Origin of the sequence: Tateyamaria omphalii, assembly GCF_001969365.1 — a bacterium.
In the GTDB taxonomy this organism is placed as follows: domain Bacteria; phylum Pseudomonadota; class Alphaproteobacteria; order Rhodobacterales; family Rhodobacteraceae; genus Tateyamaria; species Tateyamaria omphalii_A.
Genome location: NZ_CP019312.1, coordinates 782,938 through 801,785, shown reverse-complemented (window position 1 = coordinate 801,785; position 18,848 = coordinate 782,938). Strand labels below are relative to the sequence as shown.

Genomic DNA, 18,848 nt, shown 5'->3' with positions numbered 1-18,848 from the left:
AGACCAAAGGAGGCTCAGCATGAGCATTTTCGACTTCCTCTCCGGCCAGTTCATCGACGTGATCCACTGGGTCGACGACAGCCGCGACACCATGGTCTGGCGGTTCGAGCGCCACGGCCACGAAATCAAGTACGGCGCCAAGCTGACGGTCCGCGAAGGACAGGCGGCGGTCTTCGTCCACGAGGGGCAGCTCGCAGACGTCTTCACCCCCGGTCTCTACATGCTCGAGACCAACAACATGCCCATCATGACGACGCTCCAGCACTGGGATCACGGCTTCAAAAGCCCGTTCAAGTCCGAGGTCTATTTCGTCAACACCACCCGCTTCAACGACCTGAAATGGGGCACCAAGAACCCGATCATCTGCCGCGACCCCGAATTTGGCCCCGTGCGCCTGCGCGCCTTCGGCACCTACTCGGTCAAGGTCGCCGACCCCGCGCGCTTCCTCGTGGAAATCGTCGGCACCGACGGCGAGTTCACCATGGACGAGATCAGCTTCCAGATCCGCAACATCATCGTGCAGGAAATGTCGCGCAGCCTCGCCAAGTCCGGCATCCCGGTCATGGACATGGCCGCCAACACCCGCGAACTGGGCCAGCTCGTGGCCAAGGAAATCAGCGCCCAGATCGCCGAATACGGCCTGACGCTGCCCGAACTCTACATCGAAAACATCTCGCTCCCTCCGGCGGTCGAGGAAGTGATGGACAAACGCTCCTCCATGGGCGTGATCGGAAATCTGAACGAATACATGCAGTTCCAGGCCGCCGAAGCGCTGGGACGCGAGGGCAGCGGCGCATCCGACGCGATGCAAGCGGGCCTCGGCGCGGCCATGGGCTTGCAAATGGGCCAGCAGGCGGCAGCAGGCCCCTGGGGCGCCCAACCCGCACGCGGCGGCGCTGCCGCACCACCCCCGCCCCCCGTCGAACATGTCTGGCACGTGGCCGAAAACGGCGAGACAAAGGGCCCCTTCTCCAAAGCCCAACTTGGCCGCATGGCCCAAGCGGGCGAACTGGCCCGCGAAAGCTATGTCTGGACCGCAGGCCAGGACGGCTGGATGAAGGCCGAGGACGTCACCGAACTGGCGCAGCTCTTCACCATCCTGCCCCCGCCGCCCCCGCCCGGCGTGTAGGGACCAATGCGGGCACGCAGGCCAATCAAGGGCACCGGCCCGGTCCTGCACCGACAAAGGCAGCGAAACCTGCGCAGCGCGCTCAACCGGCGTCCCGATCCTCGCCCAAAGACGCACGACCAAACCGGGCGAACGCGCCCTGTTCGCGCGCACCGCAGGGTAAACATGCCCGCCCTCGACCCAAGCCTGTCGCCGCCACATCACCCCCATTCCATATGGCCATCACCGCCCAAGCCCACTACGCTCGCGCCCAGCTGAAAAAGGAGCCGCCATGCGCCGCAAAGCCACCATTGCCCTGCATTGGGCGAACTTCGTTCTGCTGATCCTGCTGGTGGCCGGCGGGCCAATCCCCGTCGTGGCATGGGCCTTCGTGCTGACCGGGCTGGGCATGTGCGGCGTCGCCATGATCAAGGGGCTGATGAACGGCCCCGGCCCCAAGCTTGAAGGGGCCCTGCGCCGCGCCCACCCCTGGCTCAGCCGGGGCATGTATGCCGCCCTCGGCCTCGTGGCGGCGCTGACGGCGTGGTACATGCTGGGCGGGCGCTGGGGCGGGCCTGCGCTCGTTGATCTCTATTTCTACCTGATCGCAGCCTCATCGCTGCACGCCATCTTCCACCTCTGGCGGCACACGGCATTGGGCGACGGCGCCCTGCGCCGGATCACACCGACGGCACTGCATTCCATTCTATGACCGACCTTCCCGACCCTCCCACCGCCGATCACCGCTTTCCCTGTGACAATTGCGGCGCCGACTTCCGGTTCGACCCGCGCGCGGGCCAGCTTGTATGCGACCATTGCGGCAACACCGCCCCCATGGATGCGGACGCGCCCCAAGCCGTCGCCCCCATCGCCGAACTGGACTACCGCGCCGCCCTCACCGCCGACCTGCCCAGCACGGAGATCGAGGAAACACGCGTCTCCACCTGCCCCAACTGCGCCGCACAGGTCGAATTTGACGCCACCCTCCACGCCACCGAATGCCCCTTCTGCGCCACGCCTGTCGTGACGGACACGGGCGCGCACAGGCACATCAAACCGCGCGGCGTCCTGCCCTTTGCATTGACCGAAGCGCAGGCGCGCAAGGCGATGACCGACTGGCTGGGCAGCCTCTGGTTCGCACCGGGGGGCCTGCAGGACTATGCCCGCAAGGGGCGCGCGATGCAGGGCATATACGTCCCCTACTGGACCTTCGACGCCGACACGCGCAGCAGCTATTCCGGCGAACGCGGCACGGTCTATTACGAAACCCGCACTGTCACGCGCGACGGCAAGCGCCAGCAGGTGCGCGTGGCCAAGGTCCGGTGGCGGCGCACACGGGGCAAGGTCGCGCGGTTCTTTGACGACGTGCTGGTGCTGGCGTCGAAATCGCTGCCCAAACGGTTCACCGATGCGCTCGAACCCTGGGACCTGAGCGCGCTTGAACCCTACACGCCGGAATTCCTCGCAGGCTTCCGCGCCGAAGGCTACGCCATCGACCTCGAAGAAGGGTTCGAGGAAGCACGGGCCAGGATGGACCGCGTCATCGCCCGCGACGTCAAATTCGACATCGGCGGCGACCGCCAGCGCATCCATGCCATCGACACGCAACTCGGCGCCATCACCTTCAAACACGTGTTGCTGCCCGTATGGCTCGCCGCCTACAAGTACCGGGGCAACACCTACCGCTTTGTGGTGAACGGACGCACGGGCCGGGTGCAGGGCGAACGGCCCTGGTCCGCGGTCAAGATCACCATCGCCGTCCTGCTGGGCCTGATCGTCGCGGCGGGCGTGGGTTTTGTGGTGGCGACCCAGCAATGACCCAGATCGACACGCTCGACGCGGTCCTGTCGGCCCGCTTTTCCTGCCGCGCCTTCCGGCCTGACCCAGTGCCGCGCGCCGACATCGAACGCATCCTGGCCACCGCGCAAAAGGTGCCAAGCTGGTGCAACGCCCAGCCCTGGCAGGTGATCGTGACGGCAGGGGCCGAAACCGACCGCTTCCGCGACGCGCTCTATGCAGCGGCCAGCCGCACGGCCCCCGCCCCCGACATGCCCTGGCCCGACGGCTACCCCGGCATCTACGGGACGCGCCGCCGCGCCTGCGGCTTTCAGCTTTACGATGCGGTGGGCATCGAGAAAGGCGACCGCGCCGCCTCGGCCCGACAGATGATGGAAAACTACCGCCTCTTCGGCGCCCCGCACGTGGCCATCGTGACCAGCCCTGCGGTGCTCGGCCCCTATGGCGCCATGGACACCGGCGGGTTCGTGACGGCCTTCTGCCTGGCTGCCCAGGCGCTGGGTGTCGCCACCATCCCACAAGCGGCCATCGCCGCCCAGGCGCCCTTCGTCCGCGCTCATTTTGACATCGCGGAGGACAGACACATCCTCTGCGCCATCTCCATGGGCTACGCCGACCCCGACCACCCAGCCAACAGCTTCCGCACCGACCGGGCCACGGTCGCAGACGTGATGGAGTGGAAGGAATGAGGGCGCTCCTGCAACGGGTGAGCAAGGCATCGGTCACGGTCGAGGACCAGATCGTCGGCCACTGCGGCCCCGGCCTCGTGATCCTTGTCTGCGCCATGCCCGGCGATACCTACGACACCGCAAAAACGTTGGCTGCCAAGGTCTCGAAACTGCGGCTCTTCAAGGACGAGGCCGGCAAGATGAACCTGTCGATCCTGCAATCGGGTGGCAGCGCGCTGGTGGTCAGCCAGTTCACCCTGGCCGCCGACACATCGCGTGGCAACCGCCCCGGCTTTTCCGGCGCGGCCAAACCGGATGAAGCAGAAACGCTCTATCTCCAATTCGCCGACGCTTTGCGCAATCTGGACATCCCGACCGAAACCGGCCGTTTCGGCGCAGACATGTCCGTCGCTCTGACCAACGATGGCCCGGTGACGATCTGGCTCGACACCCAAAGCTGATCCTTGTCTCGGAGCCGCCCTCGCCTGATCTTCAAGGAACGGAGGGACGGCCCATTGCCAAGAGAAATCGCCGAGGGGCCCCGCCCCGCGGGGATGCGGCTATTTCGCTTGGGAAGGGGACGGCGCTCTGTCACGCCAAAGATCAGGCGAGGGTGGATGCGTGACAAGGCTTTGTCTTGGTGAGCCCGAAGCTGAACCCAGACCGGGGTCGGCGGGTGGGCGAATTTGCGTCAGCAAAGAGAGCACCCGACAGACCAAAACCCTACCAAACCGTAAACACGGCCGCGCAACCCATTGAAATCAAACACGCGGACGCCCCGTCCCACCATGGGACAGATCAAGGCTCCCGAAACGCCTCGCGCGACTTATAAAGCGGCTTCATCAAATATTGCAGCACGGTTTTCGCCCCCGTATGCAACTCCACCTCCGCCTGCATCCCCGGCCGGATCGAAATGGACCGCTGCCGCTCCGTCAGCGCCGACATGTCCACCCGCACCGTCACCTTGTAATGCGCCTCACTGTCCGGCTTCCTCTCGTCCTTGAAGGTGTCGGCCGAGATCAACTTCACCTCCCCCTTCAACGCGCCATAAATCGTGTAATCATAAGCGCTCAGCTTCACGCTCGCCTCCTGCCCCGGCAACACATTCGCGATATCCTTGGGCGCCACACGCGCCTCGACGAACAACTCCTCATCCAGCGGGATGATCTGCAAGATCTCCTCACCAGGCCGCACAACGCCGCCAATGGTCGTCACGCTCAGATTGTTCACGATCCCGCGCATGGGGCTCACCAGCACGGTCCGGTTCAACTGATCCTGCGCGGATTTATAGGTCTGGCGCAGCGTCCCCAATTCCTTGAGCGTGTCGGAATAGGCCTGCGCCCGCTCCAGCTCCGTCTGGGTGATGATCTCATCCAGCTTGATCCGCGCGTCCGCATGGGCCTTGCGCGCCCGCGTCACCTCGATCAAGGCGACGATGTTGCGTTCCAGCAAGTCCTCAAGCAGCGCGCGTTCCTTGGCGGCCTGATCCAACACCCGCTGCGCGCCCTCGCGCCGGCTCAGAAAATCGGTCTGCCGCGCATTGAGGAGCGCCCGCTCCGACGCGACCAGCCCCGGCATCTGCTGTTCCAGCGCGCCGGGCACGGCAAAGTCAAACTGGCCCGCCAGCTCCGCCTCAAGTCGCAACTGGCGCACGGCCAAGGCCGTGATCTGGTCCTGCAAATCGTCGGCCTGGGATTGAAACTGTGTTCCCTGCAACCGCGCCAGCACATCGCCCTGCTCGACAACATCCCCCTCGGCCACGGCCAGTTCCGCCAGAATACCGCCCTCAAGGTTCTGGATGATCTGCGGGCGCGAGGATGAAATCATCTCGCCCGCGCCGCGCACGATCTCGTCCACCCAGGCAAAGGCCGCCCACAGGACAAAGACCAGCACCGCCCCGGCACTCAGCCACACAACCAGCGACGGGCCGCGCATGTCGCTTTCAAGCTGCCCGCTCAGATTGGTGTGCGCAATGCTCATGCGATCTTGCCTTTCAGCGGAACAGTCTTGCCGATATGGCTCAGCACCTCATCACGCGGTCCGTCGATGGTCATGCGCCCGTTTTGCAGGATCAGCGTGCGGTTGGTCAGTGACAGGATCGGCACGCGGTGGGTCGCGATAATGGCCGTGCGGCCCTGCATCCAAGTTTCCAAACGGCTGACCAGCGTCGTCTCCAGGGTCTGGTCCAGCGCCGCCGTCGGTTCGTCCAGAAGGCAAATCGCCGGGTCCTGCAACCACAGCCGCGCCCAGCCGATCGACTGGCGCTGCCCGATGCTCAGGCCCTGCCCGCCATCCAAAATCTCCAGATCCAACCCCTTGTGATGCCCTTTCACAAACGGCCCCAACCCCGCGAAATCTAGCGCGGCGTAGAGGCGGTCATCATCGCGTTCGAGGAGGGTCAGGTTCAGGTTATCCCGCAGCGTGCCGGAGAACAGGCGCACATCCTGCCCCAGATACCCGATCAACCGGCGCAGATCGCGCGGCTCGATCTGGGCCATGTCGGTGCCATCAATCAGCACACGGCCCTTGGTCGGCGCATAGACCCCCGACAAGAGCTTCAGCAACGACGACTTGCCCGCCCCGTTCGATCCCAGCACAGCGAGGCGCTGACCCGGAAGGATCTGTACACCGGGCAGGTCCAGCGTCGGCGCGCCGTCGTCTTCATATTGGAACTGCACCTCGCGCAGCTCGAAATGCCCCTTGAGCGTATCCCGGCGCAAATAGGTACGACTTGCATCCACGTCCTGCGGCGCATCCGCAATGGCGTCCAAGCCATCCAGTGCCGCCTTCACATTGCCCCAGCGCGCCATGGTGCCCGCCAGTTGTGTCAGCGGCGCCAACGTGCGCGACGACAGGATGCCGACCGCAATGATCGACCCGACCGTGAACTGCCCGGCAAAGACCAGATACGTGCCCGCAATCACCGCAGCGACATAGGTCATCTGCTGCATGCCCTGGCTCCAGAAGGTCAGGGCAGAGGCCAGACGGCGCTGCTCCGACGACTTCATGGCGCTTAGCGTCGTCAGCTCTTGCCACAGACGCATCACGCGGTCCTCGGCCCGCTGGGTCTTGACGGTATCGCGCTCGAAAATCGCCTCGTGCAGCAGACGCGACGACTTGGCGGATGCGCCCTGCGTCTCTTGCGTTAACCGCAGCATCCGGCGCTGCATGAAGAAGCCGGGCACCACCATCAGGATGCCCCCGAGGATGAGCACCCAGACAACCGGCCCCGCGATGGAGGCGACAAGCAACAGGAACACAAAGATGAACGGAATGTCGGCAATGGTGCCAATGGTCGACGCGGTGAAGAACTCGCGCACCGACCCGAACTCGCGCATGGCTGAAAACGTCATCGAGGGCGATTGCCCCCGCAGATCACTGCGCATGCCCATCACCCGCTGCATCAGGAGGGTCAGCACCGACAGCTCGATCTGCCGCCCCGCCCCGTCCATCAGACGGGCACGGGCAATCTTGATGAATGCTTCAAGCAGCAGGGCAAGACAGGCGCCCGCGGCCAGCACCCACAAGGTCGCCTCGGACTGGTGCGGGATTACGCGGTCATAGACCTGCAGGGAAAAGAGCGCGACGGCAACGGCCAACAGGTTGGCGACAAAAGACCCCAGCGCAATTTCTGCCAGCGCCTTGCGGAAGCGCGGGAACTGCCCCCAGAACCAGTGATTGCTGACGTGAAATGTCTTGTGCGTCTCCGCCACGCGCTCCAGCGGCGCCTCTGCCTTGACCAGATGCCCCGCAAAGAACGGCACGAACTCGGCCAGCGGCACATGGGCGCGGTTGTCCGGGCAGGTCTTGTCATAGATGATCAGATCACCGCGGTCCTGCCCCACAACCAGCACCACCTGACCGCTGGTCATATAGGCGAGCGCAGGCCAGTGTTCGGGCGTCAGCGCACGGGCGGACATGACCTGCGCCTGCAGGCCCGTGCCGCGTAGGCATGTGGCAAGCGTGCCCGCCTCGACCTTGTCACTTGCCCCCTCGCGCGCGTTCTGGCGCAGGGTTGTGAGCATATCAGACGTCGCTGCCGAAACCCCCAACAACCCGGCATAGGCCACGGCCACATCGGCGCGGGCACGCAGCCGGTCGGCCTCGTGATCGGCCCCATGATTGGTGTTGTCGGCTTTCGGCGCCTCTTTGCTCGGGGCGGCCGTGATCTGCGCTTGGTTTCCATTGGTGATGGTCAGGGTAAAGGGGCGTTTTTCGGTCAAATCTGCTCTCCGTCCGCAAGCACGCCTTGCACGCGGGCCAGTTCGACCTCCAGGCGGAGCGCTTCGAATGTCAGCAGCACCTCGGCGACCTGACGCGCGGCAAAGGTCTCGTAGACGCCCACCACGTCCATGACCTGCCGCTGCCCGGCGCGGTATTGGTTCTGAAATAGGTCCAGATTGGCCTTGGCCTGCGCGGTCAGACCCCGCGCCTCACCCGCCTGACGGGCGGTCGCACGGGCCTGCCCCTCTAGCCGGCGCAAGGTGCGGTTCGCATCCTCATTGGCCTGGGCCACCTGACGGCCCGCCGCTTCGCGCGCGGCTTCTATGGCGCGCAGGCGGGCACGTGTGCCAAGGCCGACGCCCATACCGCCCGCGGTGATGCCCGCGCCGCTGTTTTCGCCCGCCGTCGCCGTGGCAGTAATGCCCGGCAACTGGTTGGCGCGGTCGATCTGCGCCTGCGCGATGCTGCGGTCCTTTTCGGCCTCGGCGCGCGTCACGGCCAAGGGTTGCGCGGCTGTCGCACCGACGTCCAGCGGCCCAAGCCCGCGCAGATCGCCCAAGGGTTGGATGGACATCGCGTTCAGCTCGGCGATGGCCGTCGCCTCCGCCTCTTGGCTTGCGGCAATGGCGGCCCGGATCTCGGCCAGCTTCTGGCGGATCACGTTCAGGTCAGACATGTCCGACACGCCGCCCCGGACGCGTTCGGACATGATATATTCGAAATGCTCCATCTCGCGCAGGGTCGCGCGATGCACGGCGGCACTCTCGCGGGCCTCGGCGGCGGTCAGGTACAGATCCAACCCCGTGGCCACCCGCGCATTGGTATCCTCGGCCAGCGCGACGGCGGCGACCTCGACATCGGCCTTCGCAAAGGCGCGCTCGCCCTTCTTGCGGCCATTGTCGAAAATCACCTGTTCGACCACGATCTGGCTGATGATGTCGCCCAGCGAATTCAGCGACACGCGCGGCCCGATGGTCGGCAACCAGTTCTTTGACGCGGCAGAGGCGCGCAGGCGCGCGGCCCGCAACTCGGTTTCGGCCGCGCGTGCGTTGGCGGCCAGAACAGAAGTGGCAACGCGGTCATAGGCGCTGCCATCCGGCAGCACGGAGCGGCGCGCGAGCAGGCCCTGAATAACCGGGCTTTCAGCGTTCAACGTCTCGTCATGTGTGGTGGGTGTTGCGCGCAACGCGGCCTGCGACGGCGCGACGACAGTCGCCTCCGCCCCTTTATTGAGCCGGGACACAAACGGCATTTCGCCCATGTCTCCCAGACATCCCGCTGCCAGCGAAACGGCGGTGAAGGCCACCGCACACTTGATACCACCTTGCCCCATAGTCCTGTCCCGTTTCGGGTTTTTATCGTTTTGGAGGTGGGCGCGGTTGCGGTGTCCGGTCCGCGCCTCTTGTCTTGCTGGAGAATGCTCGATTTTGTTTTTGTTGCTCTTGCCCAGTGAAAGTTCGCTTTTGTCCCCGTGTCTTAGACGACGCCCGTGTTCACGGCGATGTCGTCGTCCAAGATGATCGTGCCTTCGGCGCCCAGGCTGTAGACGTCGTAGGTTTGGCCATCCACCGTGGTCGACCCAGTGCGCTGCGCCCCTGCAATCGTGACCGTATCGTCACGGCCGCCATGGATCGTCAGGGTGTTGCTGTTGTCCGACAGGTTCAGCAACTGCGCTTCGGTGATGGTCAGGCGGGCCTCTTCCGCGAATTGCAGATCGACCGCTTCGATCTGGTAGTTGCCCAGGTTCGAATTGCCCAGATCGACGCTGGAATTGGCGCTTTCGTCATCGAGAACCACATATGTGCCGACCGCGTTGCCAGCTGCATCCTGCGAACTGACCACAAGGTGCGACCCATCCGGAACGTCGGTCTGGAACTGGAAATTCGTCTCGCCCAGTACGTCGATGTCGACCTGATTGGCAACCACGTCGGTGATGGTCCCATCCGCATTGACCTGCGCCACCGACAGGTCCCCATCGCTCTGGTCGGTCGAAATGCCGCGCACCCCATGGCTGTCGCGCGTATAGCTTGCAATGACCGGACCTCCGGGTGCTTGCGTGTCGATGCGCACGGTGTCGCTGATCGCATCGGTGTTGCCGACAGCATCCGTCGCCATGACGGTGATGGCCGCGTCGTATTCACCCGCCGCAATGGCAGAGGGCGGAATATCAAGTGACCAATTGCCGCCCGCATCCACGGTCGCGGCCATCACGGTGCCGTTGAAATCCACCATCACGGTTGAACCAGGTTCCACCATGCCGCCCAGGTTGATGCCCTCGCGGGCTTCCTGCGCGTTGATTACATCGTCTGCGGTGACCGGACCGTTCAGGCTGAGCGTGCTGACCAGCGTGTCGACCTCGACCGTATCGGTCACCGTCGCCACGTTGCCCGCGCGGTCCGTAGCGGTGACAGAGATGTCGGCGGTGTATTCACCGACGGGGATCTGGTTGGCGGCGAACGGGGCCTGCCAGTTGCCGTTCGCATCGACAACAGCCTGCACCGTATGCGCGCCCATGGTCACCAAGACGGTCGAGCCGGGCTCGGTCGTGCCGGTGATCACCGTGCCATCCGCGCGTTCGGCGCCCGAAATGATCTGATCACCCTCGATCTGGTCGGCGGCAACGCTCAGATTGTCAACGTGAGTATCCACATGCACCGTGTCGGTGACTGTGGCGGTGTTGCCCGCAGCATCCGTGGTCGTCGCGCTGATCTGCGCGTCATAGGTGCCCGCGGGGATCTCGCCCGCCGCAAAGAACGCCTGCCAAGTGCCGTTTGAGCCAGCGACGGTCTGATGGGTCACGCCATGCAGTGTCACGTTGACGATGGCACCGGGGTCGGATGTGCCGGACAGCACAACGCCGTCGCTCGCCTCAACGCCGTTGATGACATCATCACCTTCTACCGGGCCGTTCAATGTCAGGACACTTGCCTGCGTGTCCACGTTGACGGATTGCGTCACGCTCGACGTGTTGCCTGCTGCATCTGTTGCTGTGGCCACCATGTCGGACGTGTATGTGCCCGAGGGCAATTGGCCGGGGGCAAATGTCGCCGTCCATGACCCATCTGCGGCCACCACAGCTGCGGTTGTCACGCCCGCCAGAGTGACCAACAGGGTCGAGCCTGGCTCGACCATGCCCGTGACGACGATGCCCGCCGCCGCCTCTGATGCGTTGATCGTGCCATCGCCGCCCGCAGTCGAGGTGTAGTTCAACGCGTTGACCAGCGTATCCACCTGTACATCGCCCGTGGCGGTGGCCGTATTGCCCGCCGTATCCGTCGCCACGGCCGTTGCGGTCACGGTGGTCTCGCCCGACGGGATCTCCGCTGCCGCAAAGGTCGCGCTCCAGTTGCCCGTCGCATCCACAGTTGCACTGCGGGTGACCGAACCAAAGGTGACCTCGACCGTCGAACCGGGCTGCGCGGTGCCTGTCAGGACAACGCCGTCCGATGCCTCGACGGCATTGATGATGCCATCGCCCTCGAGGGTCGCCGTCTCCATCGTGATCTCGGCCACCGTGTCGACAACAAGCGTATCCGTGACGGTCGTCGTGTTGCCGAAGTTGTCGGATGCAACAATGGTGACGTCAGTCGAATATTCGCCTTCCGCCAGCGTCCCCGCCTGCCACGTCGCCTCCCATGTGCCGGTGTCGTTTACGGTCACGGTGCGGGTGACGCCGGAAATGGTGACCTCAAGCGTCGCGCCTGCTTCACCAGTGCCCTTGAGGGTCACGCCACTCGACATTTCACCGCCGTTGACGACATGGCCAACAGAGTCCACGCCTTCGGTCACAGCGACATCTGGTGGCGTCGTGTCGATGACAAAGGTGGGTCCGGGCAACGTTGTCGCTCCACCGCCTGCATGTGAAAATTCGGCAAAGACATCCACCGTGCCGTCATTCGGGAAGGTCGCGCCTTGGAACGTGACGCTCCATTTGCCATCGTCGCCGATTGTCGTGGTGACAACCTGATGTCCGGCAGTGACCGTGACGGCGTCGCCCGGCTCACCCGTGCCGGTCACTTCGAAAACATGCGTCGCCGTATCGTCACCGCCAATGTTGGCTGACGTACCCGCGCCGTCGATGGTCGGGTCCGCTGGCACATAAGGCGTCGGCGCACTGCCTCCACCACCGCCTCCAGCGCCACCACCACCCGTGCCGCCACTGCCGCCGCCATTGTTCAGCAGCGCCGCACCGCCAACCACGGCAGCCGCCGCCGCCGCACCACCGCCCAGCAGGCCAGAGCCACCGAGCAGTGCCGCGCCGAGCATGGACACTTCTTCGTCGTCGGTCAGAGGCGCGCTCGCGACCTCGGTCCGACCCAGGTAAATCAGATCGTCAGAGGGGCTCCACTTGCCCCATTGCTCTGTCGGGCCGTATTGCGCGAACAGTTCGCCATCGGCCGTGTCAACAAAAGCAACCTCGTTCAGGTAACCATCCGACGAGATGAAGAGCCGGTTGGCCTCACCCGCGTCATTGAAGTAGTTCTCAAGCGTGACTTGACGGCCATCGACCAGCGTAATGATCAGGTCATCGCCGCTGCGCTGCTGACCCGCCAGATCAACCTGCCGCAGATTAAATGAAATTTCCTGCCCTTGTGTCAGCGATACCGCCGCATTGCCTTCAGCCGGCACGACTCCACGCTGGATTGCGCCCGCACCGTCGCGGACGACGAAATCAATCGCCTTCATTACACCACCACTCTCGCCTCAGACCGCTTTGTTGCGGACCCTTCTGGTAAACGCGTCGCCGGCCTTGTTTCGCCGTGCTGACCACTTGTTGTGAGTGCTTTGATAAGCGAATCACGATTCTAGGGCTAGAGTCTTTTTGGGAAAGCATCACAATTTGCAGCGATTCCGGGTAGATATTGTGCTGATTCGGACTCACTTTGATTCAGCGACAGGGTTTTCAACATGTCTGACGCCCCAGATCTTCTTTCGCTTTGGTACGCAGGCGTAAAGGCCGTCGAAGGATACGCTGCCGTTGGCACAGCACTTGAAACGCGCGACATCCCCAGACCTGACCGTATCGTATCGGTCGGCAAGGCTGCTGCCGCCATGGCGCGCGCAGCCGCGGAACGCTGGCCAGATGCACCATGCCTGATCGTGACGAAATACCGCCATACAGAAGGCGCGCCCGCACGGGCCGATATCATCGAAGCCGCTCATCCGGTGCCGGATGATGCGTCCCTTGCAGCCGGACGCGCGCTGATCGATGCGGTGGATGCGTGTGCAGCGGACAGCCATCTGCTGATGCTGGTCTCGGGCGGTGCCTCGGCGCTGGCCGAGGTGCCTGTGGACGGTTTGAGCCTCGATGACCTGCGGACAGAGACCGAAGCCCTGCTCGCCTCCGGCACTCCGATTGACGAGATGAACGCGCATCGCACCATGCGCTCGGAGATCAAGGGGGGCAAGCTGCTCGCCCGCTTCAACGGGCGCTGCGTGACCACGTTGGCGCTGTCGGACGTGGAGGGCGACAGCCTCGCCACCATAGGCTCGGGCATCGGTAACGCGGTGCCGGATGCGCCATTCACCTTTGCGCCACATATCATCGCCTGCAACGCCATCGCGCGCGCGGCGGTTGCGGCTGCGTCACCGGTCGCGGTGAAAACGAATGAGGAAACGCTGTACGCCAACGTGGCTGACCTTGCTCCGCAACTCGGCGAGGTATTGCGCAACGCTGCGCCGGGGCTGCATATCTTCGGCGGTGAGCCGGTGGTGCATCTGCCCAAGAGCCCCGGACTGGGCGGGCGCAACATGGCGCTTGGCCTTGCACTGGCCCGCGAAATCGCCGGAACGGAGGGGCTGCGCATCCTCGTGGCGGGCACTGACGGCACTGACGGACCCACGGACGCCGCCGGAGCATTGATCGACGGCGACACATGGCAGGAGAGCGCCGCAAAGGCACTGGCCCGCGCAGATGCGTATCCCTGGCTCAAGGAACACGGCGCGCTGGTGGTCACGGGCCCGACGGGCACCAATGTGATGGATCTGCTCATCGCCCACAAGGCGTGATCCACAGGCCGCTTGCGCGACGACAGTCTTCATTGGGGCTCTGCCCCAAACCCCGAAGTATTTCCGGCCAGCAGAAAAAGGGGGAAGGCGTTTGGCCCTCCCCCGTTGAAGAAAGGTGTCCCCTTCTCCTGGCACGGCCATCGGCGCTTCCGCCTGTGCCGCATGGGCAAGATGCGCCAACACGGTAAACAATTCCTTTCTTCTGGCTGAAAATACTTCGGGGGTGAGCGCGTCAGCGCGAGGGGGCTGGCCCCCGGCCCGGCTTGACAGCGCAGCAAGACGCCGCCCACCGTGCGCATATGGAACATACCCTCCGCACAATCGAAGAGCAGCCTGATCTGGGCATCGCCCTCAGCGACGGCACGCGGCTCTCCGCCCGCATGTGGGCGCCTGTGGATGCAGGCGACCATCCGGTCCCGGTCATCCTGGAATACCTGCCCTACCGCAAGCGCGACGGCACCTGCGCCCGTGACGCGCTGACCCATCCGTACTTCGCCCAGCGCGGTTATGCCTGCCTGCGCGTGGACATCCGCGGCAATGGCGACAGCCATGGGCTGATGACCGACGAATACACCCAGCAGGAGTTGGATGACGCGGTCGAGGTGATCCATTGGGTCGCAGAGCAGCCCTGGTGCAATGGCAAGGTTGGCATGATGGGGATCAGCTGGGGTGGCTTCAACAGCCTGCAGGTCGCCGCCATGGCGCCCGCCCCTCTCAAGGCCATCATCACGCTCTGTTCCACGGTCGATCGATTTGCCGACGACATCCATTACAAGGGTGGGTGCCTGCTCAACGAGAACCTCGGCTGGGGTGCGACGATGTGGAGCTATTCCTCGCGCGCGCCCGATCCAGCCTTGCGCCCCGACTGGCGCGAGATGTGGCTGGACCGGCTGGAGCACGAACCCTTCCTGCCCGCCACCTGGCTGCGCCATCAAAGCCGCGACGCCTATTGGCGGCACGGCTCTGTCTGCGAGAGCTATGACGCGATCGAAGCAAAAGTGCTCGCCATCGGCGGCTGGGGCGACGCCTACAAGAACGCGGTGCCGCAGATCGTCCAGAACATAGAAGGCGCCAAGGGCATCATCGGTCCATGGGTTCACAAATACCCGCATTTCGCCGTGCCCGAGCCGCGCATCGGCTTTCTGCAAGAAGCGCTGCGCTGGTGGGATCGCTGGCTCAAGGGCATCGAGACGGGTGTCGAAGAGGACCCCGCCTTGCGCACCTACCTGATGGATGGCGTGCGCCCGGCCACATGGTACACAGACCGTCCGGGACGGTGGCTGTCAGACGCGCGGAGCGATACGCAGACATGGCACCTGACCGACGAAGGCTTGACCGACACACCCGGCGCCCTCGCCTGCCCGATCTCTTCTCCCCAGCACACGGGCGCAGATGCTGGCGAGTATTGCGCCATCTGGCTCGGCCCAGAACTGCCGGGCGACCAACGCGCCGATGATGCGCTCAGCGCCTGTTTCGACAGCGCGCCCCTGGCCGACGATCTCTGCGTTACCGGCGCGCCAACACTCGACCTGGCACTTAGCTCGGACCGACCCGTTGCGCATATCGCAGTGCGTCTCAACCACATCCACCCCGACGGAGCCGCGACCCGCATCACTTATGGTGTGCTGAACCTCGCCCGCGATCTTGACCGCCCGCTGACCCCTGGACGGGCGGAACAGATACGTCTGTCGCCGGATCACATCGCCTACCGTGTGCCTGCCGGGCACCGGATTCGCGTGGCCATCTCGACATCCTACTGGCCGCTGATCTGGCCCGCGCCCGAGGCCGCCAGGATCGCCTTGCACAGCGGCACGCTGTCCGTCGATGCCATGACCACTGCCGGCGACTGGACCTTTCCCCCGCCCGACGCGGCCGCCCCCTGGAACACAGAAGAACTGCGCCCTGAAACCCACATCAGACGGCAGGAAACCAACATGGTCACCGGCATCACCTCCCTGATCATCGAAGACGACTTTGGCAAGCTCCGCGACCTCGACCACGGGCTGATCGCCGGATCTATCGCCCGCGAACGCTGGGACATCCACCCGGACGACCCGCTGTCGGCGCGCGGCACCTGCCACTGGACGGACGAGCTGACGCGCGGCGACATCCACCTGCGCACCGAAGCGCATTGCGCGATGTGGTCCGACGCCACGCATTTCCACCTCACAGCCACCATCGAGGCGTTCGAGAACGACACGCGCATCTATCACCGCACCACCCAAGACAAAATCATGCGCAATCTGCTGTGAATGAGGCACTCGCCTCGCCCGGCCGTGCATCCTTGGGGATTGGCCCTTGAAGGCTGTCATCAAATGCGTACCCTATGCGTGTAAGCAAAAAACGCGCCGCAAAAGGCGCAGGGGACCAACCGGGAGAAACCGATGTCTAACGAACTGGAACACCTGTCCGCCAAAGTGGCGGCAGGCACGATGACGCGCCGCGACTTCATGGCGCGCGCCGCCGCACTGGGCGTGTCGGCGGCCGTTGCCACATCCATGATCGCCACGCAAGCCAAGGCGGCGCCCGTCGCGGGCGGCACCTTCAAGATGGGTGTGCAGGGCGGCGAGAGCACCAACAGCCAGGACCCCGCCACCTGGGCCTCTGACGTGCCGATTGCCGGCGGTCAGCTCTGGGGCGAGGGGCTGGTCGAGGTTGAGCCGGACGGATCCCTCACCGGCCTTGTCGCCGAAAGCTGGGAGGGGAGCGCAGACGCCAAAACGTGGCGCTTCAAGGTCCGCCAGGGCATCACATTCTCGAACGGCCAGGCTGTCACCGCCGAAGACGTCATGCAGACCATGGCTCGTCACTCGAATGAAGATTCCAAATCCGGTGCCCTCGGCATCGTGCAGGGGATCGAGAGCATGCGCACCGATGGCGACGTGTTCGAGGTGACGCTGGGCGTCGGCAATGCCGACCTGCCCTACCTCATGGCCGACTATCACCTGATGATCCAGCCGAACGGCGGCTTTGACGACCCCACCGCCGCGATCGGCACCGGCGCCTATACGCTGGACAGCGATGAGCCCGGCGTGCGGATGATCGGCAAACGTCGCGACGATTATTGGGGCGGCGACCAGACGGTCACGGCCCACTATGACACCGTGGAAGTCATCGTGCTGAACGACGCCACGGCGCGCACCGCAGCCCTGCAATCGGGCCAGGTCGATACGATCAACCGGGTCGAGCCCAAGATCGCGAAGCTCCTGGACCGTGCTCCCACCGTGAACGTGCTGTCCACGGCAGGCCGTGGCCATTACGTTTTCATCATGCACATCGACACCGCGCCGTTCGATGAAAACGAATTGCGGCTGGCCCTGAAACACGCGCTCAACCGCGAAGAGATGGTCGAAAAGATCCTGCAAGGCTACGGCTCCATCGGGAACGACATGCCGATCAACGCGGCCTACCCGCTTTTTGACGACACGATCCCCCAGCGGACCTTTGATCTGGACAAGGCGCGCGAGCACTATGCCAAGTCCGGCCATGACGGCTCGCCCATCATCCTGCGCACCGCCGATGGCGCCTTCCCCGGCGCTGTGGATGCGGCGGCCCTGTTCCAGCAGTCGTGCCAAGCGGCAGGCATTCCGCTGGAAATCAAGCGCGAACCCAATGATGGCTACTGGTCAGAGGTCTGGAACGTGCAGCCGTTCTGCTGCTCTTACTGGGGCGGTCGGCCCGTGCAGGACCAGATGTACACCACGGCCTATCTGTCCACCGCTGACTGGAACGACACACGCTGGAAACGGCCCGAATTCGACGCCATGCTTCTGGAAGCCCGCGCCGAACTGGACGAGGCCAAGCGGAAAGAGATTTATTCCAAGATGGGCCGCATGCTGAACGAAGAGGGCGGCCTGATGGTGCCAATGTTCAACGATTTCGTCGACGCCGTGTCGACATCGGTGCAGGGTTGGGAAAGCGACCCGAATGGCCCGCAAATGAACTGGTACGCGTTCAAGAAAACCTGGAAAGCGTAACCTGAAATAGCCGCGCCCGGTCCCTCCGGGCGCGGTTTTTCGTTGGGCTTCGCAGACTTTCAAGCCCCACGGGCGCACCCAAAGAACTGACCCTTTCATGCACCCCATCCTGACACTCGTCCTACAGCGCCTCGGCCTTGGCCTGATCCTGCTGGTGGCGGCCTCGGCCCTGCTATTTGGCCTGACCGAAATCCTGCCCGGCGACGCGGCCCAGGCCATCCTCGGGCAAGCGGCCACCGCCGAAAGCCTCGCCAACCTGCGCGAGGAGATGGGCCTCGATCGCCCTGCCCTGACCCGCTATGTCGAATGGCTGGGCGGCATCGTGACGGGCGATCTGGGCACCGCGCTGACCAACAAGCTGCCCATCGCCGATCAGGTCGCCCGCCGCATGGGCGCAACCCTGTTCCTGGCGTTCTGGGCCGCCATCATCTCGGTCCCGCTCGCCATCCTGCTGGGCCTGATCGCTGTCCGCTACCAGAACCGCTGGCCTGACAAGCTGATCTCCGGCGTAACGCTCGCTTCCATCTCCCTGCCCGAGTTCATGATCGCCTACATTCTCGTCTTCTTCTTCGCGGTCAAACTCTTCTGGGCGCCCTCCTTCGCTTCGATCAGCCCAGGCATGCCACTGCTAGACCAACTCCACGCCATCTCGCTGCCTGTGGCGGTGCTGACACTGGTGGTGCTGGCGCACATGATGCGGATGACACGCGCCGCGATCCTGAACGTCATGCAATCCGCCTATATCGAAACGGCAGAACTCAAGGGGCTGACGACGTTCCGCGTGATCTACCGGCATGCCTTTCCCAACGCGATTGCCCCCATCGTGAACGTGGTGATGATCAACCTCGCCTACCTTGTGGTGGGCGTTGTCGTGGTCGAGGTCGTTTTCGCCTATCCGGGCATGGGGCAATACCTGGTGGACGCCGTTGTCAAACGCGACGTGCCCGTGGTGTTGGCCTGCGGCGTGATCTTCGCCGCCGTCTACATCATCCTGAACATCGTCGCTGACGTGGTTTCCATCCTGGCGAACCCACGCCTCCGCCATCCAAAGTAAAGGAGAGGACC

At 64.3% G+C, this 18,848-nt stretch carries 13 protein-coding genes; 9 read left to right on the top strand and 4 right to left on the bottom strand.

All coding sequences use genetic code 11. The annotated features are described in order from the left end of the window. Nucleotides 1-19: 19 nt before the first annotated feature. The 5 genes from BWR18_RS03910 (at nucleotide 20) to dtd (ending at nucleotide 4,034) form a co-directional block, all read left to right on the top strand. Nucleotides 20-1,129 carry an SPFH domain-containing protein gene (locus tag BWR18_RS03910; RefSeq protein ID WP_076626799.1) on the top strand — a complete coding sequence of 370 codons (1,110 nt, stop codon included), beginning with the start codon at nucleotides 20-22 and terminating at the stop codon, nucleotides 1,127-1,129. Nucleotides 1,130-1,400: 271 nt separating this feature from the next. Beyond that, nucleotides 1,401-1,820: a hypothetical protein gene (locus tag BWR18_RS03905; RefSeq protein ID WP_076626798.1), complete on the top strand. Its 420-nt coding sequence runs from the start codon at nucleotides 1,401-1,403 to the stop codon at nucleotides 1,818-1,820. Next, the gene (locus BWR18_RS03900; RefSeq protein ID WP_076626797.1) at nucleotides 1,817-2,926 is read left to right on the top strand and encodes a TFIIB-type zinc finger domain-containing protein; all 1,110 of its coding nucleotides are present in this window, start codon (nucleotides 1,817-1,819) and stop codon (nucleotides 2,924-2,926) included. The genes BWR18_RS03905 and BWR18_RS03900 overlap by 4 nt, the downstream gene beginning before the upstream one ends. Then, entirely contained in the window at nucleotides 2,923-3,594 is a 672-nt protein-coding gene (locus tag BWR18_RS03895; protein WP_076626796.1) for a nitroreductase, read from the top strand. The genes BWR18_RS03900 and BWR18_RS03895 overlap by 4 nt, the downstream gene beginning before the upstream one ends. After that, nucleotides 3,591-4,034, top strand: a complete 444-nt coding sequence (gene dtd / locus BWR18_RS03890) for a D-aminoacyl-tRNA deacylase (protein WP_076626795.1) — start codon at nucleotides 3,591-3,593, stop codon at nucleotides 4,032-4,034. The genes BWR18_RS03895 and dtd overlap by 4 nt, the downstream gene beginning before the upstream one ends. A 337-nt stretch (nucleotides 4,035-4,371) precedes the next feature. On the opposite strand, the gene BWR18_RS03885 is transcribed toward dtd, so the two are convergent. The 4 genes from BWR18_RS03885 to BWR18_RS03870 form a co-directional block, all read right to left on the bottom strand. After that, nucleotides 4,372-5,553, bottom strand: a complete 1,182-nt coding sequence (locus tag BWR18_RS03885) for an HlyD family type I secretion periplasmic adaptor subunit (protein ID WP_076626794.1) — start codon at nucleotides 5,551-5,553, stop codon at nucleotides 4,372-4,374. Then, on the bottom strand, nucleotides 5,550-7,796 hold the full coding sequence (locus BWR18_RS03880) for an ATP-binding cassette domain-containing protein (RefSeq protein ID WP_076626793.1): 2,247 nt from the start codon (nucleotides 7,794-7,796) through the stop codon (nucleotides 5,550-5,552). Before BWR18_RS03880 ends, BWR18_RS03885 begins: the two co-directional genes overlap by 4 nt. Continuing rightward, nucleotides 7,793-9,049, bottom strand: coding sequence for a TolC family protein (locus BWR18_RS03875; protein ID WP_157598643.1), 1,257 nt, complete (start codon nucleotides 9,047-9,049; stop codon nucleotides 7,793-7,795). Before BWR18_RS03875 ends, BWR18_RS03880 begins: the two co-directional genes overlap by 4 nt. A 224-nt stretch (nucleotides 9,050-9,273) precedes the next feature. Next, a complete protein-coding gene (locus BWR18_RS03870) occupies nucleotides 9,274-12,483 on the bottom strand; it encodes an Ig-like domain-containing protein (protein WP_076626791.1) in 3,210 nt (1,069 codons plus the stop codon). A 222-nt stretch (nucleotides 12,484-12,705) separates the two neighbouring features. On the opposite strand from BWR18_RS03870, the gene BWR18_RS03865 reads away from it, so the two are divergent. The 4 genes from BWR18_RS03865 (at nucleotide 12,706) to BWR18_RS03850 (ending at nucleotide 18,837) form a co-directional block, all read left to right on the top strand. Then, nucleotides 12,706-13,806 (top strand): DUF4147 domain-containing protein, encoded by a 1,101-nt coding sequence (locus tag BWR18_RS03865; RefSeq protein ID WP_076626790.1) that lies wholly within the window; start codon nucleotides 12,706-12,708, stop codon nucleotides 13,804-13,806. A gap of 299 nt (nucleotides 13,807-14,105) precedes the next feature. Further along, nucleotides 14,106-16,058, top strand: coding sequence for a CocE/NonD family hydrolase (locus BWR18_RS03860; protein ID WP_076626789.1), 1,953 nt, complete (start codon nucleotides 14,106-14,108; stop codon nucleotides 16,056-16,058). Between the two features lie 132 nt (nucleotides 16,059-16,190). Further along, nucleotides 16,191-17,783 (top strand): ABC transporter substrate-binding protein, encoded by a 1,593-nt coding sequence (locus BWR18_RS03855; RefSeq protein ID WP_076626788.1) that lies wholly within the window; start codon nucleotides 16,191-16,193, stop codon nucleotides 17,781-17,783. A gap of 97 nt (nucleotides 17,784-17,880) precedes the next feature. Beyond that, nucleotides 17,881-18,837, top strand: coding sequence for an ABC transporter permease (locus BWR18_RS03850; protein WP_076626787.1), 957 nt, complete (start codon nucleotides 17,881-17,883; stop codon nucleotides 18,835-18,837). Nucleotides 18,838-18,848: the final 11 nt, after the last annotated feature.